This is a genomic window from Neorhizobium galegae bv. orientalis str. HAMBI 540, from assembly GCF_000731315.1.
Lineage (GTDB): Bacteria > Pseudomonadota > Alphaproteobacteria > Rhizobiales > Rhizobiaceae > Neorhizobium > Neorhizobium galegae.
This window is the reverse complement of record NZ_HG938353.1, coordinates 799,561-824,384: the sequence shown is the minus strand read 5'-3', so window position 1 is coordinate 824,384 and position 24,824 is coordinate 799,561. Positions and strand designations below refer to the sequence as shown.

The 24,824-nt window shown below is 61.6% G+C and carries 31 protein-coding genes; 15 read left to right on the top strand and 16 right to left on the bottom strand.

The features are described 5' to 3' along the window. Positions 1-14 precede the first annotated feature (14 nt). Positions 15-1,016, top strand: coding sequence for an NADP-dependent oxidoreductase (locus RG540_RS04220; protein WP_038593020.1), 1,002 nt, complete (start codon positions 15-17; stop codon positions 1,014-1,016). A 473-nt stretch (positions 1,017-1,489) separates the two neighbouring features. Here RG540_RS04220 and RG540_RS04215 read toward each other — a convergent pair whose 3' ends face one another. Next, a complete protein-coding gene (locus RG540_RS04215) occupies positions 1,490-1,969 on the bottom strand; it encodes a hypothetical protein (protein ID WP_038584952.1) in 480 nt (159 codons plus the stop codon). Between the two features lie 9 nt (positions 1,970-1,978). Continuing rightward, complete coding sequence (locus RG540_RS04210) at positions 1,979-3,115, bottom strand: HigA family addiction module antitoxin (RefSeq protein WP_038584949.1); 1,137 nt, start codon at positions 3,113-3,115, stop codon at positions 1,979-1,981. Between the two features lie 109 nt (positions 3,116-3,224). On the opposite strand from RG540_RS04210, the gene RG540_RS04205 reads away from it, so the two are divergent. After that, complete coding sequence (locus RG540_RS04205; protein WP_038584946.1) at positions 3,225-4,115, top strand: transposase; 891 nt, start codon at positions 3,225-3,227, stop codon at positions 4,113-4,115. A gap of 19 nt (positions 4,116-4,134) precedes the next feature. On the opposite strand, the gene RG540_RS04200 is transcribed toward RG540_RS04205, so the two are convergent. Beyond that, positions 4,135-4,596, bottom strand: a complete 462-nt coding sequence (locus RG540_RS04200) for a YcgN family cysteine cluster protein (RefSeq protein ID WP_038584943.1) — start codon at positions 4,594-4,596, stop codon at positions 4,135-4,137. A gap of 186 nt (positions 4,597-4,782) precedes the next feature. Between RG540_RS04200 and RG540_RS04195 the strand changes: the two genes are divergently transcribed. Next, positions 4,783-6,996: a transglycosylase domain-containing protein gene (locus tag RG540_RS04195; protein ID WP_051909234.1), complete on the top strand. Its 2,214-nt coding sequence runs from the start codon at positions 4,783-4,785 to the stop codon at positions 6,994-6,996. Here RG540_RS04195 and RG540_RS04190 read toward each other — a convergent pair. Further along, positions 6,977-7,444, bottom strand: a complete 468-nt coding sequence (locus RG540_RS04190; protein WP_038584940.1) for a hypothetical protein — start codon at positions 7,442-7,444, stop codon at positions 6,977-6,979. The two genes, RG540_RS04195 and RG540_RS04190, sit on opposite strands and share 20 nt — an antisense overlap. A gap of 379 nt (positions 7,445-7,823) precedes the next feature. Here RG540_RS04190 and RG540_RS04185 point away from each other — a divergent pair, with 379 nt between their 5' ends. Beyond that, positions 7,824-8,417 carry a DUF1214 domain-containing protein gene (locus RG540_RS04185; RefSeq protein ID WP_038584937.1) on the top strand — a complete coding sequence of 198 codons (594 nt, stop codon included), beginning with the start codon at positions 7,824-7,826 and terminating at the stop codon, positions 8,415-8,417. A gap of 28 nt (positions 8,418-8,445) precedes the next feature. Next, on the top strand, positions 8,446-9,051 hold the full coding sequence (locus RG540_RS04180) for a DUF1254 domain-containing protein (RefSeq protein ID WP_046600283.1): 606 nt from the start codon (positions 8,446-8,448) through the stop codon (positions 9,049-9,051). A gap of 15 nt (positions 9,052-9,066) precedes the next feature. Here RG540_RS04180 and RG540_RS32255 read toward each other — a convergent pair whose 3' ends face one another. Then, positions 9,067-9,243, bottom strand: coding sequence for a hypothetical protein (locus RG540_RS32255; RefSeq protein WP_155414678.1), 177 nt, complete (start codon positions 9,241-9,243; stop codon positions 9,067-9,069). 659 nt (positions 9,244-9,902) lie between these two features. Between RG540_RS32255 and RG540_RS04175 the strand changes: the two genes are divergently transcribed. Beyond that, positions 9,903-10,943: a DUF2336 domain-containing protein gene (locus RG540_RS04175; RefSeq protein WP_046600284.1), complete on the top strand. Its 1,041-nt coding sequence runs from the start codon at positions 9,903-9,905 to the stop codon at positions 10,941-10,943. A gap of 56 nt (positions 10,944-10,999) precedes the next feature. On the opposite strand, the gene RG540_RS04170 is transcribed toward RG540_RS04175, so the two are convergent. Then, positions 11,000-11,341, bottom strand: a complete 342-nt coding sequence (locus tag RG540_RS04170) for a DUF1491 family protein (RefSeq protein ID WP_038584935.1) — start codon at positions 11,339-11,341, stop codon at positions 11,000-11,002. Positions 11,342-11,468: 127 nt separating this feature from the next. Between RG540_RS04170 and RG540_RS04165 the strand changes: the two genes are divergently transcribed. Further along, positions 11,469-11,804, top strand: coding sequence for a GIY-YIG nuclease family protein (locus RG540_RS04165; RefSeq protein WP_038584933.1), 336 nt, complete (start codon positions 11,469-11,471; stop codon positions 11,802-11,804). A 126-nt stretch (positions 11,805-11,930) separates the two neighbouring features. Continuing rightward, the gene (locus RG540_RS32810) at positions 11,931-12,098 is read left to right on the top strand and encodes a Thivi_2564 family membrane protein (protein ID WP_007772654.1); all 168 of its coding nucleotides are present in this window, start codon (positions 11,931-11,933) and stop codon (positions 12,096-12,098) included. 52 nt (positions 12,099-12,150) lie between these two features. Here the strand turns inward: RG540_RS32810 and RG540_RS04160 are convergent, their stop codons facing one another. Then, entirely contained in the window at positions 12,151-12,543 is a 393-nt protein-coding gene (locus RG540_RS04160) for a tautomerase family protein (protein WP_038584930.1), read from the bottom strand. Positions 12,544-12,649: 106 nt separating this feature from the next. Here RG540_RS04160 and RG540_RS04155 point away from each other — a divergent pair, with 106 nt between their 5' ends. Continuing rightward, positions 12,650-13,516 (top strand): LysR substrate-binding domain-containing protein, encoded by an 867-nt coding sequence (locus RG540_RS04155; protein WP_038584927.1) that lies wholly within the window; start codon positions 12,650-12,652, stop codon positions 13,514-13,516. Positions 13,517-13,590: 74 nt separating this feature from the next. Here the strand turns inward: RG540_RS04155 and RG540_RS04150 are convergent, their stop codons facing one another. Further along, on the bottom strand, positions 13,591-14,232 hold the full coding sequence (locus RG540_RS04150) for a dihydrofolate reductase family protein (RefSeq protein ID WP_038584925.1): 642 nt from the start codon (positions 14,230-14,232) through the stop codon (positions 13,591-13,593). A 147-nt stretch (positions 14,233-14,379) separates the two neighbouring features. Here RG540_RS04150 and RG540_RS04145 point away from each other — a divergent pair, with 147 nt between their 5' ends. Both RG540_RS04145 and RG540_RS04140 read left to right on the top strand, forming a co-directional pair. Continuing rightward, on the top strand, positions 14,380-14,736 hold the full coding sequence (locus tag RG540_RS04145) for an ArsR/SmtB family transcription factor (protein ID WP_038584922.1): 357 nt from the start codon (positions 14,380-14,382) through the stop codon (positions 14,734-14,736). Beyond that, on the top strand, positions 14,711-15,199 hold the full coding sequence (locus RG540_RS04140; RefSeq protein WP_174479276.1) for an SRPBCC family protein: 489 nt from the start codon (positions 14,711-14,713) through the stop codon (positions 15,197-15,199). The genes RG540_RS04145 and RG540_RS04140 overlap by 26 nt, the downstream gene beginning before the upstream one ends. Before the next feature lie 80 nt (positions 15,200-15,279). Here the strand turns inward: RG540_RS04140 and RG540_RS04135 are convergent, their stop codons facing one another. Beyond that, positions 15,280-16,203, bottom strand: coding sequence for a peptidoglycan-binding domain-containing protein (locus tag RG540_RS04135; protein ID WP_038584919.1), 924 nt, complete (start codon positions 16,201-16,203; stop codon positions 15,280-15,282). Next, positions 16,175-17,710 carry a sensor histidine kinase gene (locus tag RG540_RS04130; protein WP_038584916.1) on the bottom strand — a complete coding sequence of 512 codons (1,536 nt, stop codon included), beginning with the start codon at positions 17,708-17,710 and terminating at the stop codon, positions 16,175-16,177. The genes RG540_RS04135 and RG540_RS04130 overlap by 29 nt, the downstream gene beginning before the upstream one ends. A 466-nt stretch (positions 17,711-18,176) precedes the next feature. Between RG540_RS04130 and RG540_RS04125 the strand changes: the two genes are divergently transcribed. Together RG540_RS04125 and RG540_RS04120 are read left to right on the top strand one after the other, a co-directional pair. Beyond that, positions 18,177-18,596: a DUF5330 domain-containing protein gene (locus RG540_RS04125; RefSeq protein ID WP_038584914.1), complete on the top strand. Its 420-nt coding sequence runs from the start codon at positions 18,177-18,179 to the stop codon at positions 18,594-18,596. 217 nt (positions 18,597-18,813) lie between these two features. After that, positions 18,814-19,236 carry a SufE family protein gene (locus tag RG540_RS04120; RefSeq protein WP_038584911.1) on the top strand — a complete coding sequence of 141 codons (423 nt, stop codon included), beginning with the start codon at positions 18,814-18,816 and terminating at the stop codon, positions 19,234-19,236. A 26-nt stretch (positions 19,237-19,262) separates the two neighbouring features. Here RG540_RS04120 and RG540_RS04115 read toward each other — a convergent pair whose 3' ends face one another. Both RG540_RS04115 and RG540_RS04110 read right to left on the bottom strand, forming a co-directional pair. Beyond that, complete coding sequence (locus tag RG540_RS04115; RefSeq protein ID WP_038593007.1) at positions 19,263-19,793, bottom strand: DEAD/DEAH box helicase family protein; 531 nt, start codon at positions 19,791-19,793, stop codon at positions 19,263-19,265. Between the two features lie 189 nt (positions 19,794-19,982). Further along, positions 19,983-20,594 carry a TetR/AcrR family transcriptional regulator gene (locus RG540_RS04110; RefSeq protein ID WP_038584908.1) on the bottom strand — a complete coding sequence of 204 codons (612 nt, stop codon included), beginning with the start codon at positions 20,592-20,594 and terminating at the stop codon, positions 19,983-19,985. Between the two features lie 155 nt (positions 20,595-20,749). Here RG540_RS04110 and RG540_RS04105 point away from each other — a divergent pair, with 155 nt between their 5' ends. Continuing rightward, complete coding sequence (locus RG540_RS04105; RefSeq protein WP_038584905.1) at positions 20,750-21,511, top strand: SDR family NAD(P)-dependent oxidoreductase; 762 nt, start codon at positions 20,750-20,752, stop codon at positions 21,509-21,511. Positions 21,512-21,607: 96 nt separating this feature from the next. On the opposite strand, the gene RG540_RS04100 is transcribed toward RG540_RS04105, so the two are convergent. Beyond that, positions 21,608-22,201, bottom strand: coding sequence for an NADPH-dependent FMN reductase (locus RG540_RS04100; RefSeq protein ID WP_038584901.1), 594 nt, complete (start codon positions 22,199-22,201; stop codon positions 21,608-21,610). Positions 22,202-22,253: 52 nt separating this feature from the next. Between RG540_RS04100 and RG540_RS04095 the strand changes: the two genes are divergently transcribed. Next, positions 22,254-22,652, top strand: coding sequence for a winged helix-turn-helix transcriptional regulator (locus RG540_RS04095; RefSeq protein WP_038584898.1), 399 nt, complete (start codon positions 22,254-22,256; stop codon positions 22,650-22,652). A 62-nt stretch (positions 22,653-22,714) separates the two neighbouring features. Here RG540_RS04095 and RG540_RS04090 read toward each other — a convergent pair whose 3' ends face one another. The 3 genes from RG540_RS04090 to RG540_RS04080 form a co-directional block, all read right to left on the bottom strand. After that, complete coding sequence (locus RG540_RS04090) at positions 22,715-23,545, bottom strand: DUF6456 domain-containing protein (RefSeq protein ID WP_080724880.1); 831 nt, start codon at positions 23,543-23,545, stop codon at positions 22,715-22,717. Continuing rightward, positions 23,538-23,972: a helix-turn-helix domain-containing protein gene (locus RG540_RS04085; RefSeq protein ID WP_038584895.1), complete on the bottom strand. Its 435-nt coding sequence runs from the start codon at positions 23,970-23,972 to the stop codon at positions 23,538-23,540. The genes RG540_RS04090 and RG540_RS04085 overlap by 8 nt, the downstream gene beginning before the upstream one ends. A 315-nt stretch (positions 23,973-24,287) precedes the next feature. Next, positions 24,288-24,719 (bottom strand): MucR family transcriptional regulator, encoded by a 432-nt coding sequence (locus RG540_RS04080; RefSeq protein ID WP_038584892.1) that lies wholly within the window; start codon positions 24,717-24,719, stop codon positions 24,288-24,290. Positions 24,720-24,824 lie beyond the last annotated feature (105 nt).

Here is a 24,824-nt window from a genome sequence, read left to right as displayed (position 1 = left end):
CGAAAGTCAGTCCGATGAAATCATTCCTGATCGATCGCTATCGCAAAGGCGGCGCCCTGCGGCTCGGCGAAATACCCGAACCGTCATTGCGCGACAACGATGTCATGGTCGAGGTTCATGCCGCCAGCGTGAACGCCCTGGACAACAAGATCAGGGACGGCGAATTCAAGCTTATCCTGCCCTATCGCCTTCCGCTGGTGCTGGGCAACGACGTGGCGGGCGTCGTCGTCCGGGTCGGACCCAAGGTCCGGAAGTTCAAGCCGGGAGACGAGGTCTATGCCCGTCCGGCCCAGGATCGCATCGGGACATTTGCCGAGTATATCGCCATGGACGAGGCCGATGTGGCAATCAAGCCCAGCAACCTCACCATGGTGGAGGCTGCATCCATCCCGCTTGTCGCGCTGACGGCATGGCAGGTCCTTGTCGAGCGGGCCAACCTGCGGAAGGGGCAGAAGGTCCTGATCCATGCCGGCTCCGGCGGCGTCGGCACCATCGCGATCCAGCTCGCCAAGCATCTCGGAGCCCATGTGGCCACGACCACAAGCACCGCCAATGTCGCTCTCGTGAAAAGTCTCGGCGCGGACATCGCGGTCGACTACAAGAAGGACGACTTCGAGAAAGTCCTGCAGGGCTACGACGTCGTGCTGAACAGCCTGGGCAAGGATACGCTGGAAAAATCCTTGAATGTATTGAAGCCGGGCGGCAAGCTGATTTCGATTTCCGGTCCGCCCGATCCGGATTTCGCCCGGCAGAACGGCTCCGGCTGGCTGCTTCAACAGGCCATGCGCCTGCTGAGCTTCGGCATCAGGAGAAAAGCGGGACGCCGGAAGATCGGCTATTCGTTTCTTTTCATGACTGCGAACGGCGGGCAGCTCGCACAGATCACCTCGCTGATCGAGGCGGGTCATATCCGCCCGGTGATGGACCGGGTCTTCCCGTTCGACCAGACCAACGAGGCGCTGGACTATGTCGAAACCGGCCGCGCGAAGGGGAAGGTCGTCATCGCGGTGAAGTGACGCCGCGTCGGTAGTGGGTCAGTTTGAAACCCGGCCTTCCAATTGGTCTAGCCGAGTGGCATATTCGCAAAATGAGCAGATCAACTCCATACACAACCGACCATAGTTGCCCACAATGTAGGGCTATACATACCGCACTATGTCAGGAATTGCCTAACCGAGAGCGTGGGCACTTCGATTGCCTCAAATGCGGATTCGAAGTTTTGCGCTGGAATGGTGGAGTTGACTATTCAAACTGGGAGTTGAAGGGTAGCGATGAGCGATCCTAGCAGACCAAAACGCCCTCGCGACCCGAACCAACTTGCTAAGTCAATTGTGGATTTGGCAACGGGAGAAGCCGAGGATAAGAAGCCGCTTGCGAGCGCTCGCAAGGGTGGATTGAAGGGCGGAAAAGCTCGCGCGAAAAAGCTAACCCCGGAACAGCGATCGGAGATCGCGTCGATAGCTGCGCAAGCTCGTTGGAAGAAGAGCGCCTAGGCCGCCGCCGGCGCCTCGTCGCCAGCCGCTTTCCTCCACTCGATGTCCAAAGCAAAGTCATATTCCACTTCTATCGGCTTGTCCGTGGGATTGGCTGCGGCCCAATGATCCAAATCAAAGCTAAGCTGGACCAGCTCACCGACCACGTGTTCGCGACGACGATTGGTAGACCGAACCATCTGTGGGCGGGTCGCGTCCTCAATATCGATCCAAAAGAACAACGTCTCGCCGCCTTGTTGAACGGGCAAGGAATGATAGGCCCGGTATGGCCGACCTGTATCACGATCAACCCGCATCTCTTCACGGGCTGCTTGGCTGATCTGTTGAACAAGCAGCTTTTTAGGGTCAGCAGGAGTCGGGAGTTTAATCCCGTTCAGGATTGCAAAGTCTGCAATCTTCGCAGGGTCCATTTCAGTCTCGCCGGTCTTTATCCGGTATAGAGCGATCAATTTCTGGAGGGTTTTCGGGCCAGCCATTTCTTTTTCCTATGATTCGATGGGGTGGATATCGCCCCAGCCGTCCGTTTCGGCGCTGGGAACTATGAACTCACGCACATTGACTAGGTGTTGACGAAACTTATGGTATTGGTCCGTCCTCTTTTGAAGTTGACCTGCCACAATGCCGGGGTGGACCTTCATGGTCCGCGCGAAGCCGATAAGATCGACTTCAGAAAAATACGGTGCTTTTCGCTTGATGAAGGCGTCCATCATTTTTGATGGGATGCAGTATTCGGCGGCGGCGGCATTTGCGATTGCCTCTTGCTGAGCCACGGTTGCTTCCAATTCCACATGGACATCGCCGCCAAGATCGACATCCAGCATCGCGCCTCCATTCAAACCGTCACGATTCTTAACGTGCTCCATTTCGTGACGAAGGACGAAAACGAAGTTGTCTATGCGGTCAAACCTAAGCGTCATGCCGATGACGGGCGAACGCTCATTGAGCCAGAAGCACGCGCCGTCGATCTTCCCGCCGGGCAACCCCTCGACAACTACAAATCTAATGCCCGCTTCCGCTAGAATTCGAGGTACGCGGCGCATATGTTCCGCATGACCCAAGAGCGGCCTGATATTCGCTATCGCAGCCTCCACAGCTTGGGGCGAATATGTGCCAACCAACATTCCTTCCGCTATCGACTTAACCCGGTAGAGCCACGCCATTTGAGCGGGTGTTGCTTCTATGCTGGTCTGAGTTTTGCGCGCCGCATGCGGCAATATCTCTGCATCTTCCAATCGATTCACACCGAAGAAGCGGCATAACTCTCGCTCGACGTTGTCAGTGTCGCGGATGCCATCAGCTAAAATCCATCCGCGCTCAATCATCTTCGCTACGGGGAGGTCGCCATAGATTTTCGCCCGGTTTGCCCGATCTGGGTTAGGTCTGGCCTCAATTCTTGCCTTAGCCAAGTCATACTTGTGCTGGAGTTCTAAGAAGCGTTCGGCCTTCACCGAAAACACTTCTTCCAGGGCAATGGCCATTTCTGCGCTCATCCGGCTTTGCCCGGATATCACCTTGTTGACGCTCGTTTCACCTCTTTCGAGAATGACGGCAAGAGAACGTTGAGACCAACCCTTCTCGGCTAGAAGGGCCTCGATCAACTGCCCCGGCGTTTTATAATCCATGTTCGCACCCTATGACGCGCTTTTGATTCTGCATAATAATCCAACTTGCGCAAAATCGCAAACTGACCCTTATGCTTGATTGAACTTGTGAATGTGCTAGTTTGAATGCATGAACAAGCTCGACACCGAAACCCGCTCCCGCATTCTTCACATGCTCTATGAAGGTCAGTCGATCCGCGCCATCACCCGCATCATGGGTATGAGCAAGAACACGATTGCAAAGCTTCTCGTTGATGCTGGCAAGGCATGTGCCGAGTACCATGACCAGAATGTCCGTTATGTTCAGTCCGGCCGTATTCAGTGCGACGAAATCTGGTCTTTCACCTACGCCAAGGCGAAGAACGTCAAGGATGCGAAGTCCGCTCCCGAAGGCGCTGGAGACACATGGACATGGACCGCGCTTGATGCCGATAGCAAGCTAATCGTCTCCTATCTCGTTGGCGGTCGCGATACTGAATATGGTTCGGCATTCATGGAAGATGTTGCCTCGCGTCTCGCCAGCCGCGCCCAGCTTACCTCAGATGGCCACAGGGCTTACCTTGAAGCCGTTGAAGGTGCATTCGGTGCCGATGACTATGCCATGCTGTTCAAGCTCTACGGCGCCGCGCCGAAGGATGGCGTAAGTGTTCGGTTCTCATCTGGTGACTGCGTCGGCTTAAAGAAGACTCCGATCACCGGCAACCCGGATGCGGCCTATATCAGCACATCGTATGTCGAGCGCCAGAACCTCACAATGCGGATGCACATGCGCCGCTTCACCCGCCTTACCAACGCCTTTTCGAAGAAGGTCGAAAACCACGCCTATGCGGTCGCTCTGCATTTCATGTACTATAACTTCGTTCGTATCCATAAGACGTTGCGCATGTCCCCAGCGATGGCCGCAGGCATCAGCGACCGTCTTTGGGAAATGAAGGATATTGTTGCGCTGGTGGAAGCCGCCGAAGCAAAGCAGCCTGCTATCCGTGGCCCTTACAAAGCTAAGGGTCAAATTTCAAATTGACCCACTACCGTCGCGGCCTCTAGCGTTCCTCGCCCACCGTCAGCGGCCAGTCGACGACGTAGTCTTCGAAATCCTCCACATCGACGTCGTTTTCGCTGACCGTGCGGCCGCGGGCGGAGATGCCGGCCTGGTGCACGGTGTTCGGATCGCCCGAGACCAGCGGATGCCACCAATAGAGGTCCTCGCCGTCGCGGATCAGGCGGTAACCGCAGGTCGGCGGCAGCCATGTGATCTCGTTGACCGTCGTCGGGGTGAGCTGGATGCAGTCCGGCACGGTCGCCTGGCGGTGCTGATAGTCCTTGCAGCGACAGCTCTCCCCGTCGAGCAGGCGGCAGGCGACGGAGGTGAAGACAACGTCGCCGGAATCCCAGTCTTCAAGCTTGTTGAGACAACAGAGGCCGCAACCGTCGCACAGGCTTTCCCATTCATTTTGGGTCAGCTGGTCGAGCCGTTTGGTTTTCCAGAAAGGTTCGTCAGTCATCGTGGATATCACATTTGCGGCAGTTCGGAACAAATCCCGATATCTGCATTTTACCTGTTGCGATTTTGATATCGCGCATCAACCATTTGTCAGCTAAAGCTGATTAACGGTGAGAGGCTAGAGCTCTTGATCCCTTGCAGGGACCACGTCAAGCACATCTCATCGAAAGGGCAGGGAATTCCGAAGGTGCAGGACGAGCCAAAGTCATCCGACGACCGGCCGCGCGGCAAGCGCCATGTTCTGCTGCGCATCGATTCCTGGATCGATTCCACCGTCTGGAATCTCGGTTTCCGGCTTGCCGAAATCTGGGAGGAGATCACCATCTTCTTCCGCCGGTTTCGCGTGCGCGGCTGGAAGCGCATCGGCTTCGAGCTGGCCGGCGAGGCGATGACACTTGGCACTGCCGGTTTCGTGCTGCTCCTGGCACTCGCCCAGCCGGCCTTCGAGGAGACCCACGAGGACTGGCGCAATCGCGGCGATTTCGCCGTCACCTTCCTCGACCGCTACGGCAATATCATCGGTCATCGCGGCATCATCCATGAGGATTCGGTGCCGATCGACGAATTGCCGGACCACCTGATCAAGGCGGTGCTGGCGACCGAGGACCGCCGCTTCTTCGACCATTTCGGCATCGACTTCTTCGGCCTTGCCCGCGCCATGAGCGAAAACGCCAAGGCCGGCGGCGTCGTGCAAGGGGGGTCGACCCTCACCCAGCAGCTCGCCAAGAACCTGTTCCTTACCAACGAACGGTCGATCGAACGCAAGATCAAGGAAGCCTTCCTGTCGCTGTGGCTGGAAGCCAACCTCTCCAAGAAGGAGATCCTGTCGCTCTATCTCGACCGCGCCTATATGGGCGGAGGCACGTTCGGTGCCGCGGCGGCGGCTCAGTTCTATTTCGGCAAGAACATCACCGAAGTGAACCTTGCCGAAAGCGCCATGCTCGCCGGTCTGTTCAAGGCGCCGGCCAAATACGCGCCGCATGTCAACCTGCCGGCCGCCCGCGCCCGCGCCAACGAGGTGCTTTCCAACCTCGTGCAGAGCGGGCTGATGACCGAGGGCCAGGTGATTGCCGCCCGCCGCAACCCCGCGACCGTCGTCGACCGCGCCGATGCCAAGGCGCCGGATTATTTCCTCGACTGGGCCTTCGATGAAGTGCAGCGACTGGCGCAGGCCGGTAAACTCCACGAACATTCGGTCGTGGTGCGCACGACGATCGACATGGGCCTGCAGCAGGCCTCGGAATCGGCGATGGAATCGAGCCTTCGCGAATACGGCGAGAGCTACAAGGCCAAGCAGGGCGCGCTCGTGATGATCGAGAACGGCGGCGCCGTGCGCGCCATGGTCGGCGGCCGAGACTATGGCGAGAGCCAGTTCAACCGCGCCGCCAGGGCGCTTCGCCAGCCGGGCTCGTCTTTCAAGCTCTATACCTATTCGGCGGCGATGGAGAACGGCTTCAAGCCGGAATCGACGATTTCGGATGCGCCGATCACCTGGAACGGCTGGTCGCCGCAGAATTACGGCCGCTCCTACAAGGGCAAGGTGACGCTGCTTTCGGCGATGGCGCAGTCGCTCAATACCGTTCCGGTCAGGCTTGCCAAGGAATATCTGGGCACCGACGTGATCGTTAAGACCGCCAAGGCTTTCGGCGTCGAAACGCCGCTCAGGAAAGACAAGACCATCCCCCTCGGTACTTCGGAAATGACCGTGCTCGACCAGGCGACGGGTTACGCCGTGATGCCCGCCGGCGGCATGCAATCGCGCCGCCACGGCATCGAGCAGGTTCTCGGATATGGCGGCGACGTGCTCTACGATTTCAACCGCGACGAACCGCCGGCCAAACGGGTGCTCTCCGAACAGGCGATGTCGTCGATGAACCGCATCCTGTCGCAGATCCCGGTGATCGGCACCGCCCGCAAGGCAGCCCTCGACGGCGGCATCGTCACCGCCGGCAAGACCGGCACATCGCAGAGTTATCGCGACGCCTGGTTCATCGGGTTTACCGGCAATTACACGACCGCCGTCTGGTTCGGAAACGACGACTTCACCTCGATGAACAACATGACCGGCGGTTCGCTGCCGGCTGCGACCTTCAAGACGGTGATGGATTATGCCCATCAGGGGATCGAGTTGCGCGCCATTCCCGGGATCGACAATCCGCTGCCGACCGGCGACCACAAGGGCAACGCGGTCGCCAAAAAGAAGGACGGCACCACCGATACCGGGTTGCAGGCGCTCGTCCGGCCCCGCTCGCTGTCGGCCGAATCCACCCGGCTGCTGCGGCAGATTGCCGGAAAGCTGAAAGAAGCCGGCCGGCTCGGACCTGCCACCGCCAAGGTGGCCGACAAGACCACGACGGGATCGGTCACCGAGGCACAGCCCGTCAGTTCCAAAAGTCCCTGAACCCCTGGCTTCCGAGCTTGCCGCGCACGGTCGCGGCGACGCAGAGCGCCGTCACGCCTTCATGCAGGCCGCCCTGCATCAACTTTTCGAAAGCGATGCGGTCCCTTTCAGCCAATCCGTCGTCGGCTCGCGAAACCCAGCCGCGGAACAACGCTGTGCGTTCGCCCTGATCGATATCCTGGCCCATCAGGTCGAAGAAGCGGACATAGGTATCGACCGCGAGGTCCTTGACCGGAGGGCTCGTCCAGCCTGGCCGCGCCGCCTGCGGCAGGCAGGTGTCGATCGCCTCGACGACGGCGCGGCGTGCCGCGGTCGGCTGGCTTTCGGTCAGCGTCATGAAGTCGGCGGAAATGGACTTCGGGCTCGCCGAGCCCGTTTCCTGCTTCAGGTGGTAATAGGCACCCGAAAACCCAGCTGCCGCGGCCACCAAGGCGCCGGTCGCCATCATCCATAATCTCATCGTCTTTGCCCCGGAACGTTGTCTCGGGGCAACGGTAGCCAAGGAATGAGCTGCGCGCGTAGCGGGGGCGAATTCTAGTCACAGGAACCGCTTCAAACAACGTTATCAAACAGTTATCGGATGGTGCCGGTTGCGCGGGAATAGAACGAAAGGCGCGTAGGCTGGACGAGACTGGCACAGGCGGCGGTGCTCATCTCGGTCGGGCGCGGAATGGAGACCGGTTGCCCAGCCCGTAATTCGGTCGGTCCGGCAAGACTGATTCGGGTCAGGCGGACGCCTGTACCGGAAAGACACAACCCACCCATTCCTTCCCAATAGAATCAATGCTAACCCTCTGACACAGCTGTCCGAGGGCCAAAGCAAACCCGTGTTCCGTGTTCCCTTCCTCATAGCGATCGCGCTCACCATCGCCTTCGGCGGCGGGATATGGTCCACCCTCGTCGCGCTGGATGCCACGATCGGTTTCGGTGCGATCAAGCTCGGCTCGTGGGAAGCCTTTCCGCAGGCGCAGACAGCGCAGGCGGACCCTTATGCGAAGTCGCACCGGGCCAATGCCGGCAAGCTCATCTACGCGAGCGCCGAGGGCCTCACCTTCATTGCCTCGGTCGACGAGAAGGGCGATCGCCTGACCGGAACCTGCTCCTACCGCCTCACCGGCCGCACGCCGCCGGCGCGTTTCTGGACGCTGTTTGCCGCGGCCCCCGGTGTAGCCCCGCCCTTAGCGCAGTCGGACCTGCCGACTGCGCTCAATTCCCGCATCGTGCTGCGCGACGGCGACAGCGACGGCGGTTTCGACATTGCGATTTCCGCAACCGCCAAGCCCGGCAACTGGCTGTCCGTCGCGGCGCCCGGCGCGTTCCGGCTAACGCTGACGCTGTTCGACACGCCGACGGCCGGCAGCTCCGGCCTGATCGACCTCACCATGCCGCGTATCGAGAAGACCGGGTGCGGCAATGTCTAGAAGACTCGGATTTAGACGTTTGAGGTCGATGAGTTCGAGAGCTGCGGAGCCGGTATCCCGGGGGTTCGCACTGAAGGTGCTGCTGGCGGTGATCACCGGCTTGATCGGCGCGGCGCTGCTGCACCTGATCATCGTGTTGGCGCTGCCGGATTTCAGCGAACGCGACGCCTATACGCGGGTGCTGGCGGAAGGGGAGATCTTCCGCTTCTATCGGTTGGGGGAAAAGCCGGATCGCGCCGGGCTTGCCAAGGATGATCCGTTCGTCGACGCGACGGTTTGCGCCTTCGATATCTCCGACGGGCCGGTCCGGCTGACGGCCGCCAATGGCGGCGTGCCCTTCTGGTCGCTCGGCGTCTTCGACCAGTCGTCGAACGAGGTGTTCAGCATCAATGACCGGACATCGGCCGGCGGCGTGCTGGATGTGGTGATTGCTTCCCCGGTGCAGATGACCGCATTGCGCAAGGCGCTGCCGCAGGCAGTCTCGCAGTCGATCCTGGTGGAAGCCAAAGAGACGGCGGGATATGCCGTCCTGAGAAGTCTCGTCCCGCAACCGAGCTTTGCGGGTATCGTGTCGCAATTCCTGAACCAGGCAACCTGCGCGCCGTTCGAATGGCGCTCCCGAAGCCGGTTCTGATGTCTATCCTGCCGGCTATTCGGCGCGCACCGCGTGGTTTTCGGCCTTGCGGTCGCCCAGGTCTTCGAAACGCTCGTACCGCACGCCGGTGAACAGCAGAAGCTGGCCGGCGTTGTCGCTTTCGCCGATCTTGATCTGCGGCCGGCGCTGATGCTCGCTGCGCCATCTGTTCAATATTACGATCTCTGCCATGCTCGTCTCCGTTTAAGGAATTCGAGACGGATGAAGACGGACCGATCTCACCCTGCCCTCTCCAAGGGCCTGACGCATCCCGAGACAGAAGTCCGGGCATCCGCGCCTTTCTCGCCTGTGCGCCTTGTTCGAAAGCGCAACGACATTTCGACATGGACGGCCGGTTCCGCCTGAACCGGCCGTTATGGAGAAGGTCCCAGGGACGCGGGGCCATCCGGTACTTGAAACCCGGCAAAACACACGCCGGTTACCCCATGATTCAGCCAGACCACCGTTAACAATTCCTTACTGCTAATATAGCAGTTGCTACCGGTGGATGTCTGTTGTCCGCAGCCAAAACGCAGGAGCGTCGGTTTGGTTCACCGCCTCCGCAGGCGCCGACCGCAGCCGCAATTTCCTGGCCAAAACAGGGAAACTGCAAGAAATCAGGGACGTATCAAAACGATCCATTTTCACAGACCGTTAACCCTCCAAGAGTTAGCATCCGGTTAAACCAAGGCGACACCATTCTGCAGATGCTCTCACAGCTGCGTGAGCGGGCGCGCGCCACCGGGAGTTTCCCAGGCAAGGTACGATGAGAGCGCCAGGCGGGCTTTTCCGGCACACCTGATCGGCGTTCGGCACTCCGGATTTGTTTTGCGTTGATTGCGAGTTTGCCAGTGACGAATGAGTTTCGAGACCTTGAAAGGCCCCAGGCCATGCGTAAGAAGGATGTGGTGCTGATGGCCACGGTGACGAGCTTCGAAAGCCTTCCGTACCCTTCGCGGTCGGAGCTTCGACAGTTCGCCGAGCTCTTCGCCCCCCTGTTTTCCGCATCGTCGGAGGAAGCCCGCCGCGATGCGGTCGCGGCCCTTTCCCAATGCAAGACCGTGCCGCCGGCCGTCGCCTTCTTCATTGCCAGCCAGCCGATCGCGGTCGCGGCCCCGTTCCTCACCTCCTCGACCTGCCTTTCCGACGATGCGCTGATCGCCATCGCCCGCACCCAAGGGGAAGCGCATGCCCGTACCATCGTGCGCCGCGAAGCGCTGTCGCCGACGGTGATCGACGCGCTGGTCGGGCTGCGCTACGACCGTAACACCCGCCGCGATGCGCCCGAAAACCTCGACGCGCTCGTGCCGCGCAGGCCGACGCCGGAAATGGTCGACGAGGCCGAACGCAATACGCGCGAGGAACTCCTGCGCAACCGGATCAAGGCGCTTGCCGGCCATGTCGACCGGCCCGCCGCCGACCGGCTGGGCTTGCGCAATCTGTCGCCGATCCAGGAGGCGCTGCTCGTGCGGTTCGCCCGCAATCGCGAGACGGGGCTGTTTGCGACCGTGCTTGCCGATACGCTTTCGGCCAGCCGTTGGCTTTCGGAACGGATCCTGCTCGACATTTCCGGCCAGCAGCTCGCGGCAACGCTGAAGGGCCTGGCGATGGAGAAGGACGATGCGCTCTTCATCCTCCAGCGGCTTTACGACCATCTGGCGGCCGAGCAGGACGGCGTGACGCGGAGCGCGTCTCTCTGGGATGGGCTCGACGAGGACGAATGCGGCAAACGCGTCGAGGCCTGGCGCCGTGCCGACAGCTATACCTATCCGGAACCGCAGCATCAGCCGATGTTTGCCGACAACCGTGGAGAGGACAGCCGCGAACCGCGGGTGATCCGCACCACTGCCAGCGCCCGAAAGCCGCTCACCGGCCTCTACCGGGTGCGCTGAAGCTTAAAGCACGCCGCAGATCCTCCGGATTCGCGACATGCTTTAGGTCCTTGTTTTTACGTCGGTTTCACCACCTCGAACAGATCGGCGACGTCGTCGATCTCCAGTTCCAGCAGCCAGAGATCCGGATCGAAGCGCAGTTCGCGCGACAGCATTTCGCGGATGGCTTCCGGCTCGGCCCGTTCCGCCCTCATCTCGAATTTGCGACCGCCATCGTCCTCGCCGAAGAAGTTCTGCGGAGCCGGCGCGTAGAGCGTTTCCCGCCCGTCGCGAAAGCGCTGGCGGATGAAGATCGCGCCCGCCGCCTCCGCACCCTTCTTTTCGACAGCGGCAAAACCGCCGAGCCCGAAGACGCGGCGGATCATGGCGGAGACGACGATTTCGGATTTCAGGCGCATGGTTCCTCTTACGGCGCTTCGTCACCGGGCGCAAATTCGCCTTCGTTGGATTTTACCCGGATATAACTATTGCCATAATATTACCCGGGTGATATTGGCTGCACTTCCATCAAGGAAGGCACGGGACATGAACACCATCGACAGGAAAGCAGCGATCTCCGCCTACAAGGAACGCAAGGCTCCGACCGGCATCTATCTCATCCGGTTTGCTCCAACCGGGCAGGCATGGGTTGGGCGGGCGGGCGATCTCGACAAGATCCAGAACCGCATCTGGTTCACGCTCCAGCACGGCAGCCATGTCAACAAGAGCCTGCAGGCAGCCTGGAATTCGAACCGGGCGGAGGACTTTGCGCTGGAGCGTCTGGAAGAGATCGACAAGGAGCTGACCGGCTATCTGCGCGACCGGACGCTGAAGGACCGCCTCATCCACTGGGCTTTCGAACTGGGCGCCGAAACGGTGTGAGGTTATCCAGCGGAAGTCCCTGAGAAGAAACGGGAAATCGCGATGCTGCGCCCTTTCCTTTCGCCGAATGCACGATATCTTACACATCGGTGCCGCACGGCACTGTCATGAAAAGGAGTTTGGGGCTTGGCTACTTCCGCATTGATCAGCATTCTGATCACCTTCCTGGTGATCGTCCTGGTTCTCTATCTCGTCGCGCGCCTGCCGATCGATGGCCGCGCAAAACAGATCGCGCAGATCATCATCATCATCATCGGCATCATTTCGCTGCTGAAATATCTCGCCGTTTTCTAAGGCAGAGATGCGCCCGGCCAATGCCGGGCGCCATCCAACCGGCGGCTCAGGATCACGCCGTCATCGCATTTGTACGCCGGTATTCCTGCGTCACCCCGCCGAAACCCCAGGCGTCCGCCTCGACCTCGCGGACGATGACATAGGTGGCGGACGGTATCCCGCCAAGGCTCTTTTTCAAAAGCGCATCCATCGCCTCGATGAAACGCTGCTTCTCCTCCGCCGTATTGGTGCCGAGCGTGACATTCGCCTCCACATGCGCGGCCACTTCCAGCGGTTCGCCGCCGACGGTCCAGCCGGAGAGATCCACCTCCTCCACCAGGACCGCGGTGACCTCGCGGCGTTTGCGCATGATCGTGTTCATCAGCACCGTGGTTTCCTGCTGCAGCAGGCGCCTGGCTTCCGGCTCGATGCTTTTGCCGGCGATGATGACGTGAACGAAGGGCATGACGTTCTCCTTTTCGGATTTCTGTTGACGCCGCTATCTTCTCACCACACAATCATTCTGAAAATCACGAAGTTTCAAACGTACACTTTTGCGAAACTCAACGATCATGCTGCCCGTCAATCTCGACATCGACATTCTGAGAAGTTTCGCGCTCGGCCTGGAGCTCGGCAGTTTCGCCAAGGCTGCCGACCGGCTCGGCCGTTCGCCTTCGGCGATCAGCCTGCAATTGAAGAAGCTCGAGGAACAGGTAGGAGAGACCTTGCTGCAGAAGCAGGGGCGTGCACTTGTCCTCACCGAAGCAGGCGAAATCCTGCTTAGCTATGCCAAGCGCATCCTGGAGCTCAACGACGAGGCGCGTGCGGCGGTCCGCGGCGTCGGCAAGCTCGAAGGCTGGGTGAAGATCGGCGTGCCGCAGGATTTCGCCGAAACCTGGCTGCCGGACCTGCTCGGCCGCTTTTCGAAGATCCATCCGAAGGTGCGGGTCGAGGCCCGGGTCGACCGGGGTGCCGCGATGGTGCAGGCGATCGACAAGGGTGAACTCGACGTGGCGCTGACCTGGGGCACGCTCGCCAGCCCGCGGGCGGAGATCGTCGCAAGGCGGGAAATCGCCTGGATCGGCCCGGACGGCTTCCGGCATATGCCCGGAGAGGCGCTTGCGATCGTCGCCTTCGATCCGCCCTGCGCCTTCCGCAAGGCCGCCATCGACGCGCTCGACCGCGGCGGCATCCCTTGGCGGCACGCCTTTGCCAGCCCGAGCCTTGCCGGCCTCTGGGCCGCCGTGACCGCAGGGCTCGGCGTCACCCCCCGGATCGTCGAGGGCAAACCGCCGCAGCTTGCCGCGCTCGATCCGAAGGAGGCAGGCCTGCCCGATCTCGGCGCGATCGAGCTTGCGCTGCACGTCGCCGAAGCCCGCCTTGCACCGCCTGCCGAAGAGCTGAAACGGCTGGTGCTGGAAGCGGTGGCTATGCGCTGAGCGGCCAGCCTCGCCGCTGATCACCTGCCTGTCCGATGGACGGTCGATGACCGTCCCAAGTGACAGGCTAACGGCTATCGTTGAAAGGTAAGGTGGACGGTGCCGCTCTCGGCCGTTTCCGCCTTGACCGTATAGCCCGTTTCGAAGCCGCGCAGATCGTCCCACAGGCGGATGCCCCGCCCGAGCAAAATGGGCGCGATAGCAACATGGAGGCGGTCGACAAGGCCAGCCTCGAGGTAGTCGCGAACGACGGTAGGGCCACCGCCTATCCTGACATCCTTGCCGTTTGCGGCGCTCATAGCCTGCTGGAGCGCATCAACCGGAGTGGTACTGAGGAAGTGGAACGTGGTGCCGCCGGCCATCTCCCGGGAGGGCCGTGGCTTGTGTGTCAAGACGAAGACCGGGCAGCGGAACGGTGGCTCGTCGCCCCACCAGCCACGCCAGTTCGGATCGTCGGGAAAGTTGTGCAACCCGAACATGCCCGCACCCATAATCTCGGCACCCACATCGGCGAAGTACGCCTTCGCGTATGCGTCATCGACACCTGTGGTCCCCGCTCCCGAGGTATCCTTCAACACGCGCTCCCGGAATGTTCGCGTTGCAGCATATGCCCCGACGAGACGCGACCAATCCTCGCCGAACGGGGTTTCGGGGGTCTGGTCGGTCGTAGTCGCGAAACCATCGAGCGAGATCATGAGATCGACACGAACTACCACCGGGATCCTCCTTGCGTGTGATTGCACCTTGACCGCCTCATATTCAGAACCGGATACTAAGGTATTTGCCTTCGTATCTAAAGCCTGATACTAAGGCAAGTACCTTTTTGTCCTTGACCGGCGCACCCGCCCATTTTACTGACGCAAATGCCTTACCACTCGACTCCGCTCGATCTCGCCTTTCATGCTCTCAGCGACCCGACCCGCCGGGCTGTGTTGTCGCGGCTGGTCGAGGGCGAGTTACCGGTCAGTACTTTGGCCGAGCCTTTCGACATGGCGCTGCCCTCCTTCGCCCAGCATCTCAAGGTGCTGGAAGATTGCGGGCTGATCGTCAGCCAGAAGCGCGGGCGCAGCCGCTGGTGCCGCCTGGTGCACGCCCGCTTCGACGAGGCGGCGGACTGGATGGTATCGGAGCGCCGGCGCTGGACCGAGCGGTTGGATCGGCTCGAGGTCTACCTGGATAAAACCGAAGAGGACGATGAAGGACATGGCAAAGCTGTTTGAGACATGGTCGCTGGACCGCGAAATCGTGCTGGTGAAGCTGCTGAACCACCGCCGCGAGAAGGTCTTTGCCGCTTGGATGGATCCCAAGGCATTGGCCGAATGGTACGGCCCGGCCGGTCTCAGCATCGAGACCCACGAAGCCGATATCCGCGAGGGCGGGGTCTGGCGGTTCGACATGGTGGGCGTGTTCGAGGGTAAGGAACAGCGCTTCCCAAACCTCATGCGCTTTCTGGAGATCGTGCCGAACGAACGGATCGTGATGGACTACGGCACGCCCGACCCTGACGACCCTGACCGCTTCCGCGCCACGGTGACCTTCGATGAGCAGACCGATGGCAAGACGGTGCTGACCATGCGCCAGCTTCACCCCAGCGCCAAACGGCGTCAGGTGGTCATCGGCTTCGGCGCGGTCGAATACGGGCTGCAGACGCTGGATGGCCTCGCGGCCTGGCTTGACCGCTGAACGGTCGGCCAAAGTGCCGCGTGCGCCTGCGCGGCGCGGGCGATCGTGAAAATCGGAACTATACCGGGGGACGGCCGCCCCTACAGCGCGCCGATCGACTTCAGCTTCTTCAGCACCAGTTCGTCGGGCTCGCCGGTCTCGGGCAGGCGGTAGTGGCGCTGGAAACGGCGGATGGCGGCCTTGGTCTGGGCGCCGGCAACGCCGTCGACCCCGACATCCGCATAAGCGATGTTCGACAGGCCGCGCTGGATCTGCAGTACCAGGTCCGTGGGCTGAACGGGGGCGTTCGGCTTCTGGGAGACCGGGGTGGCCGCGGGCCTGCCGGAATTCGAAGCTGCGTTCGGAATATTGGCGGGCGGCGTCATCGTCGGCTTGCGCTCGGAGGCGCGGATTGCCGCGGCAACCGGGTCTTCGCCGTGCGCATTGGCGCTCTCGACCGGACGGGCCGGCGAAACGGGCCGTGGCGGCTGGACCGGCGACGGCGCGGCCCTCGTTGGCGCAGCCGGCGTGGCGCGTGCTGTCTCGGCGGGTTTTGGCGCCGCGGGCTGCGTGTCAGGGGATGCTGCCGGCTGAGCGGCGGCCTGCTGCGGCGGCTGCGGGCGCGGCATCGGCGCGACAACGGTCGGCGCGGGCGCCGCCGTCTGGGCCGGTGCTGCGGTCGGCACAGCGGCCGGAGCCGGCGCTACGACGCTCGGGTCGGCGCGCTCGATACGGAAGGTCGTGACATCGGCGGGCGCGGTGCGCCTTGCCGGACGATAACCGGCAATCTGATTCGGGTTCTTGGAATCGCGGGTGGCGAGGAACGGGGACGGATGGCCGCCCGGCTGATACCAGAGCGCATTGGCGGCGACGAAGGAGAAGACGACGCTGAAGGCAGCGCTGCCGAACAAGGCCTTTGGCCGTCGCGCAGCAGCCCGCACTCCCGCCAGAGCCAAGCTCGACAGAATGCCAGGCTGCTTGACAGTTTTTTTCCTGTCAGGCGATTTTCGCTTCCGCGCGGTCATCGATAAAATCCTGTTCGTCCATCATGGCCGCATGCCGGGCTGCCCTCAGCCGCGGCGGGAATTCGACTTTCTCCTCCCGGGAATCATCCCGTTTTGCTTCGACGCCGGAGCCGTCCGATGGCAGCGAGATCGTCACCACGGTCCCTTCGCCCGGACGGCTGGCAATCGCGAAACGACCGCCGTGCAGCGCTACCAGACCTTTTACCAGAGAAAGTCCGAGACCGGTACCTTCGTAGGTGCGGGTATAGGCGTTTTCCACCTGCATGAACGGCTGGCCGATATATTGCAGCTTTTCGGCCGCGATGCCGATGCCGGTATCGCTGACGGAAATCTTGACGTCGTCGCCCTCGAGCACGGCGTCGATCGACACGACGCCGCCCGGACCGGTGAACTTGATCGCGTTGCCGGCGAGATTGATGAGGATCTGCTGTACGGCGCGACGGTCGGCGATCACTTCGCCAAGCCCGCGCGGGGCGCGGCTTGTCAGCGTCACGCCCTTTTCGCGGGCGGTCAGGTCGAGCATGGCGCGGCAGGTTTCCACGGCTTCCGCAATCGCGAACGGCTCGGCGAGCAGTTCGTAACGGCCGGCCTCGATCTTCGACATGTCGAGCATGGTGTTGACGACGGAGAGCAGATGGCCGCCGGACTGGCGGATCAGCCCGACATATTCGCGCTGGCGGTCGTTTTCGAGCCGGCCGAAATATTCGCCGATGAGCACGTCGGAAAAACCGAGAATGGCGTTGAGCGGCGTGCGCAACTCGTGGCTGACGGCGGCGAGGAACCTCGACTTCGCCTCATGGGCGGAGCGTGCCTCGGCGACATTGGCCGCGGCTTCCAGGCGGAGTTGCTCTTCTTCCGAGATGTCGCGCGCCTGCGCCATGACGTAGAGGAGCTCCCCTTCGCCGTCGCGGATGGCAGTCATGTCGAGACGGACCGACAGAAACTGGCGGCCGGCGGCCGAGAACGGCCGCTCGATGCGGATTTCGGCAAGCGCGCTCGGCGCACCCTGGCGCAGCATGTCGAAAGCCTGGACGAGGCCGATCCGGTCGGACACGTGGACGCGCTCGGCAAACGGCTCGCCGGCCGCATCACGCAGGCTTGCGGGAAACAGATGCTGGTCGCGACCGCCGGTCTTCACCAGCAGGCCATGCGGATCGAGAATGAGCGACAGACCCGGCATCGCATCGAAGGCAACCTCTTCCGGCTGCGGCGCGGCAATAAAAGCCACGGCATGGCGCGGAAAGGCAAAGGAGGCGGCAACGGCCAGAAGGAAGAGCGACAACACCAGCGCGACGCCGACGGGCAGAGCGAGCGCCGGCGGCAACAGCAGCGACAGCGCCGGCGGCACGGTCAGCAGTGCGCCAAGGCCACAGAAGACGAGGCGGCGGAACTGGGCAATTTCACCGGCGCGCGCGGTGTCGCCCTCGCCGAGGCGCGTGAGCCAGCGGGTGGCGGTCTCATCGACCAGCGTGACCGCCTTTCCGGCAATGTTACTCAATACGCGCACGCAAAACCCTGCACAGACTCGTTTGTTGAAGCCGACAATAGGCCTCCGTGGCTTAAGGAAAGGATAAAACAAGGGGGTGCGGGAAGCCCCGCAATGACCCAAAATCCGGCTTTGGGACAGAAGGGGCAAGCCTTCTGAGCTTGTGGTTAACGCAACGTAAGCGACGGATTTGCTTCGATTTTTCCTAAAACGTTAACCTTTGTGGCGAGCGCACGGCCAAGAAAGCCAAGGGGTTCGGGTGAGCTGCCGCAATTATGCTTAACATCGATCGCTAAAATTCGATTCAAGTTCGCGACAAAGGCGCTGCAAATGCAGATATTTCGCATTTTAGGCAAATTTGCCGAAAAACCGAACGGTCCCGTCAAAGCCATATTCGCTTCCCGGCGGTACAACCATGTTCAAGACCGGCACAGATCCGGCGGCCCGCTTGAGACCCAAGAGCGGGAAAAAACAGGTGGACAGAGCGATGTGGTTTCTCATCAAGGGAAGTATGTGGTTCGCGGCGGTGCTGGTCGTGCTTTCCTATTTCAGCAGCAAGCCGGCGACCGAGACCGACGGGCTTTCGCCTCTGCAGGTCAGCAATGCCTTTTCGGCGGCGACCGAAGCCTATCAATATGTGAGCGCCATCTGCACCGAAAAGCCGGAGGTCTGCGAAAAGGGTGCCGAGACCTTCTCGGCGCTCGGCACGAGGGCCAGGCAAGGCGCCCAGGTCGCCTTCGAGCTGCTCGACAAGCAGTTCGGCGACAAGGGCACCCGGACCGCGGTGCTCGCTGATCCGGAGCCGACCCCATTCCCGGCCAGACAGGCCGAAACGGCAGCCGCGACTGTTGCCGACACCATCTTCACCGGCACCGTGCCGGTCCCGCAGAAACGGCCCATTCGTTAGGTTGACGCACTGACAAACAGCGTTGCGGACGTCTCTTTCGAATTCGAATTTCAAAACTTGCGCCGGGCTCTGATAGCCATGGTTCCCGGCGCCGGACTGCCTGCCCTGTCATTCAGCATTTGCTGGCGCCGTGAGGATTACCCCTCACGGCGTTTTTTTTCGCTTTTATCCCGGCCTGCAGTGCCTATATGGAGCGGATAGAAGAACCGGAGCGCTTATGGCCAGCCTCGAGCAGATCATCGAAGATTTCGAATACCTCGACGAGTGGGAAGACCGCTACCGTTACGTGATCGAACTCGGCAAGGCGCTGCCTGACCTTCCCGACGACAAGAAGACGGCGGAGAACAAGGTGCAAGGCTGCGCGAGCCAGGTCTGGCTGGTCAGCCATATCGGGGACGGCAGCGCCGATCCGGTGATGACCTTCGAGGGCGATTCGGACGCCCATATCGTGCGCGGCCTCGTCGCCATCGTGCTCGCCGTCTATTCGGGCAAGACCGCCTCTCAGATCGCCGCCACAGACGCGATCGAGATCTTCGACCGTATCGGGCTTGTCGAACACCTGTCGTCCCAGCGCGCCAATGGGCTACGCTCGATGGTCAAGCGCATCCGGGAAGAGGCAAGAGTCAGGGCTGCGGCTTAAGGCCCTCTTTTGGTCCTGCTCCGGCCTCAGCCGGTTACTCCACATCTCGACAGGATATCGTCGACAACGGAAGCGAGCGGCGCGGCGGCATCAATGATCGTTGCGTTGCCGGGAATGCCCTCTTTCGCGGCATGCAGCCGCATGATCAACTTCCGCTCGGCCGGCTGTCCGCCAAACTCATCATCGGACCTTTCGGCAAGCCGCCTCTTCAGCGTGCCCAGATCGACATTGAGAACAAAGACCTCATCGAACAGATCTATGAAATGATGGAAGTTCCTTGAGCCGCCGCAGAAGAAGGAGATCGGATGGCTTCGATCGGCTACCAGGGACCTTACTTTGCCAACATCCCAAAGGTGGTGCTGATGCACGAAGGTAGCATCGGCAAGGTCTTGATTGGACGCTGAGCCATCCAGAGGCTCCCCCGTGCGCGGATCGCCCCTATAAGCCAACTCGCGGTCACCGTGGACAACGTGATGACCGCGCCGATGCAGTTCCGCGGCGACCGATGTCTTCCCGGTGCCGGAGACTCCTTCGATGAGATAATTCCTGACGCCCATTCCGCTGCCCTCGATGAACCGCATGCCCCCAAAGTGGCCAAGCTTCCCCCGGACGGACGGACGGAGCGGACACGGTGTAAAGAGCGTCAATGACGCGGGCATTACAGGCGCATTCATTCCACCCGTTCGCGCGTGAAGGTCCAGCAGGCCAACTCCCCCGGGGGCTCCGGGTCGCGACCGCGCCGGCTTTCAGGCCGTTTCGCGGGCCGGCGCGGGACGGCCTGCGGGCCACGTGGAAAGCGCTTGCTCGGCAACGGCCTCCAGCGTGTCGCGACTGAAACCGGCCTTGGCCTGTACCGCCATGCCGTGAAGAACGGCCATCAGGAATGCCGCAAGCGTATCGGGCCTCGCCGTCTCCGGCAGGTCGCCCTCGGCCTTTGCCCGCTCGAAGCGTTCGCGAAGCTGCGCCTCGGCTTCGGCGCGCGCCTCGATCAAGGCCTGCCGGACAGGCTCCGCTTCATCCGACCCCGCCAGGACACCCTGGATGCCAAGGCATCCCGTATGGTCGGGATAACGGGTGGTGAGGTCGATTGCACCCTGGAGAAGGTGCGCCGCAACCTCGCGCGCCGTCGGGAGCTGAAGTGCAGCGGGAACATAGTCCACATACCGCTCATAGTAGCGCGCCAGGGCCTTGCGGAAAAGCGCTTCCTTGTTGCCGAATGCGGAATAGAGGGCCGGTCTCTCGACACCCGCCGCCTCGGTGAGGTCGGCATAGGAGGCGCCCTCATAGCCCTTGCGCCAGAAGACGCATATCGCAGCGTCGAGCGCCTTCTCCACGTCAAATTCGCGATGGCGTCCCATCAGCTCTGCTCAGCTTTTTTCATAATGACCGTTATTAAAGCCCCTTGACCATCATTGTCAAATTTCATACCGATTGTTATCGTAACATACGTTATGAAATTGGGGCCTCTCGACAGGATCGAGCGGAGCCCTCGTCGAATAGGGAAAGGATACTCATGTCCAACATATTCAAGGGGAAGGTCGTCCTCATCACCGGCGGTTCGCGCGGCCTCGGTGCCGCGACGGCGGAAGCGTTCGCCGATCACGGAGCGGACGTCGCGATCAGCTACGCGGCCTCGGCCGACAAGGCGAAAGCCGTCGTGGAGAAGCTCAGGGCAAAGGGGGTTCGCGCGATTGCGGTCCAGAGCGACCAGGCCGACCTTTCTTCCGCCAAGCCTCTGATCGACAAGGTGATGGCGGAATTCGGCAGGCTCGACATCCTCGTCAACAATGCCGGTATCGCCATCCAGGGTCAGATGGTCGACGACCCCGAGCTTGACGGAGACAACTATAATCGCCAGTGGCAGGTCAACGTCCTGGGCACGATCGCCAACACCCGGGCGGCGGCGCAGAAGCTGACCGATGGCGGCCGGATCATCTTCGTCGGCTCCCTCCTCGGCTCCTACGTCCCCTTCCCCGGCGTCGCCGACTATACCGGAACCAAGTGGGCGCTTGCCGGATACGCGAAGGGCATTGCGCGCGACCTTGGCCGGCGCAATATCACCGTGAACGTGGTCCAGCCGGGCATCATGCCGACGGACATGGCCGCGGACGTTGCCGGCGAGCTTCCGAACCGTGACGCCATCCTGGACATGCATCCGATCCGCCGCATCGCAACACTCGAGGAAGTGGCCGAAACCATCTGCTTCCTGGCCGGACCCCATGCGGGCTACATCAACGGTGAGACGGTGAATGTAGCCGGCGGTCTCGGAATCTGAGCATCGAAGCCCAAAGCTTCGACACTCAGATCCGGGTCATATCACTCACATAAGTCCCTGAGCATCGAACGAGGCTCAGGGGCCCGCGTCAAGAGATCAGGCTTCCGCTGCTTTGGCGGCCATTGTGGCCTTTGCCCACCAGACCAGTTCGTCGAGCGCCGTTTTGGCCGAAGGCAGCAGATTTGCCTCGATCTCCTCGATCGGCTTGTTGCCGCCCCTGGGGGCGACCGCCATGAAGTCTCCGCCGCCGATATGGACGGCGGCGTGGGTCGATACCATCTGCAGCTCGACCCCGATGCCGCGCAGGTGTTCCACGGCGCGCGACGCGCCCGTGCCGCCGTAACCGATGGCGGTAAAGGGCTTCCGGTTCCATTCCTTGTAAGCCTGATCGAGGGCGTTCTTGAGCACGCCGGTGAGCGAATGATTGTACTCCGCGACCACGAAAATGTAGCCGTCGAAGCGGCCGACGGTTTCCTGCCAGCGCACAGCTTGCGGGTTTTGGCTCGGCATCCACATGTTCGAGGCCATCTCGTCAAAGAACGGCAGCGGATGGTCGCGCAGATCGACCAGTTCGACCTCGATGTCGTCACGCGCCTGCGCCTGCTTCAACATCCACTGTGCCGGCCTGTCGGCAAAGCGGGTGGGGCGGGTAGAGCCGATGACGACCGCGATTTTTGGCTTCGGAACCATAGTATCCTCATGTATGTTGGTTTCTGTCCGTAACCATCTATCCGAGGATCGAATGCCTCATCAAGAAAGCACTTTTCAGAAACCAGGTAACCGCGAGGATACCAGGTCCTGCGAGCCCATCAGCCGCATGCTGGCCCGGATCAGCGACAAGTGGACGCTTCTGGTCGTGCGCGTTCTGGGTAACGGCCCTCTTCGCTTCAATGCGCTGAAGCGCGAGATCGGCGAGATCAGCCAGAAAATGCTGGCTTCCACTCTTCGCGATCTTGAGGAGAATGGTTTCGTGACGCGGACGGTCACCCCGACGACGCCTCCGCAGGTGGAATATGCCCTGACAGACCTCGGCCGGGATTTTTGGGAGCCAGTGCAGGCACTGGCCGACTGGACCCATGCGAATTCCCCGAGGATCGACGCCGCCCGCGCCGCTTATGCAGCGAACCGGGCAGCGCGTTAGGCCGGTGCGTCTCGAGCCGCTCACGAGCGGCATTGCAGCGTCAGCCTCGCAAGTCTTCTTCGTCACAACGCCGGCCGGAAATCTTCCGCGCCCCAATGATGGCTCTGGCGGCGTTTTGGCGGAGCCGGCGGGGCATAATGGCGGGCGAGCGCCAGCAGCGCGGTGCGCAGCATGAGTTTGGCCGAGCGCGCCGGCCATTGGCGTTCGCGTTCCACCGTCTCCAGCCCCTTGGCAAAGCAGCAGACATCCATCGCGACGCCGGAAAGTTCCGGTCCCATCGCGTCCACCGCCCTCGAAAAACGGTTTCGGGCGGCCATCGCGCTGTCGGCGATGTCGGCCTGGCCGCCGGCGCTGCCCTTGGCGCGGGTGGCGAGCCGCGGCTCCCAGGAGGCGGTGACGCGCGGCTGGAGCTGGCCGCGGGTGAAATCGACGAGCAGTCGTTCTCCCGCCTCCAAGGCTTCGGCTGGCAGGAAGGGTTTTCCGTCGCGGTCCTTCATCCGGGCGATCGTGCCGAGCGGTGATTCGGCCAGGTTGCGGCGCACCGGTTGGCGGGCGCCGTCGATCTCGGCGGAGGTCACGACGATCTCGCCATGCTGTTCGACAAAAGCCTCCTCGCCCGTCACCAGCGCCCGGCGCAGAAAACTGGACGCCTCGACACTTGCGGCGATACGGCCGCCTTCGGAAAGCTGCACCAGCCCGAGCGAACGGGCTCTCGCGATCACCGCCTGCGGATAAAGCCGCTCCTCGGCTCCGGTGAGGCGGACTTCGGCGCCCTCGCCCGTCTCGATCGCGCATTCGCCGCGGGCAAGCTGGCGGATCAGGCGCAGGAGATGCCGTTTAAGGTCCGGAATATCTGCCTTGCCGGTCATGGACTTCCCGATCGCCTCAGTCATGGGCTACCACCTCCGACAGGCCGAAAACGGCGGTAACGATGCGCTCGACCGCCGAGATGAACTCGTCAAAGGCAAGGTCGTCGCGGCGATCCTCGACCACGTGGCAGGCATGGCCGACGGTGGTGCGGTCGCGGCCGAACGCTTCTCCAATGTCGCTCATCGAAATCTGGAGCGCCACATGGCAGACATACATGGCGATTTGGCGCACGTGGCAGGATAGCCGGCGCCGGTCGCGGCGCAGCATCACCCGGTCGCCGAAAAGCTGGACCAGTTCGCAGACCATCTGACGGACGATGCGGCAGACGCTCCTGAGCGGCAGGCTGGCGGGAAGCCGCGGCGTACCGGCAGTCGCATCCATTGGCACTGGCGGGGAAAATCGCGCCGAGGACGTCGGGGCGGAAGGCTCGGAATATCGCTCGAAAGGCATGACAACTCCTCAATGGATAGGAATTAATTCATACACCCTAGAGCAAAAGCGGGGACGCTGAAAACTGCCTCTTTGCAATTTTCAGCTGAAATCGTTGATGATTCCCACAAGTCATGGAAAGATAATGGGATTTTTTTCCTCATTCCTTGCCCCGTGACCAAGTCGCTAAAAAAGGAAAAACCGGGCGTACGATCGCCCGGCTCTTTATCCGCATCTGTGTTTGATGCCGAAATCACCCGCCGGTCGCTGGCGCGATCGGTCCTCATCGGGATGGTCTCAAATCCTCCCGGTGCCTTTGCCGGGCGTTGGCCCGGCTCAGGCCTTGGCGCGCTTGCGGCGCTGGCCGAGTCCCATTTCCTTGGCGAGCCTGGAACGGGCTTCCGCATAGGCGGGCGCCACCATCGGATAGTCGGCCGGCAGGCCCCACTTCTCGCGATATTCTTCCGGCGTCATGTTGTAATGGGTCATCAGATGCCGCTTCAGCGACTTGAACTTCTGCCCGTCCTCCAAGCAGATGAGGTAGTCGTCTTCGATCGATTTCTTGATCGGAACCGGAGGCTTCGGCTTTTCAATGGCCGCTACAACCGGTGCCGGCGAAGAGGTGTTGCTCAACGCCGTATGCACGTCCGCGATCAAGTTCGAAAGATCGCTGACGGGCACCACATGGTTGCTCACATAGGCCGCCACAATATCTGCGGTCAACTCTACCAGCAGATCGGGGCTTTTGCCCAATGCGATGTCTGTCATTTCCTGTCTCCTGTTTAAGTGACTGGCTGGCCCCGCGACCTCCGCGACACCTGCCCGTTCGTAGAGTCTTTCGGCGCGAAACCATTGCCCGACCGCCGTCTTGCG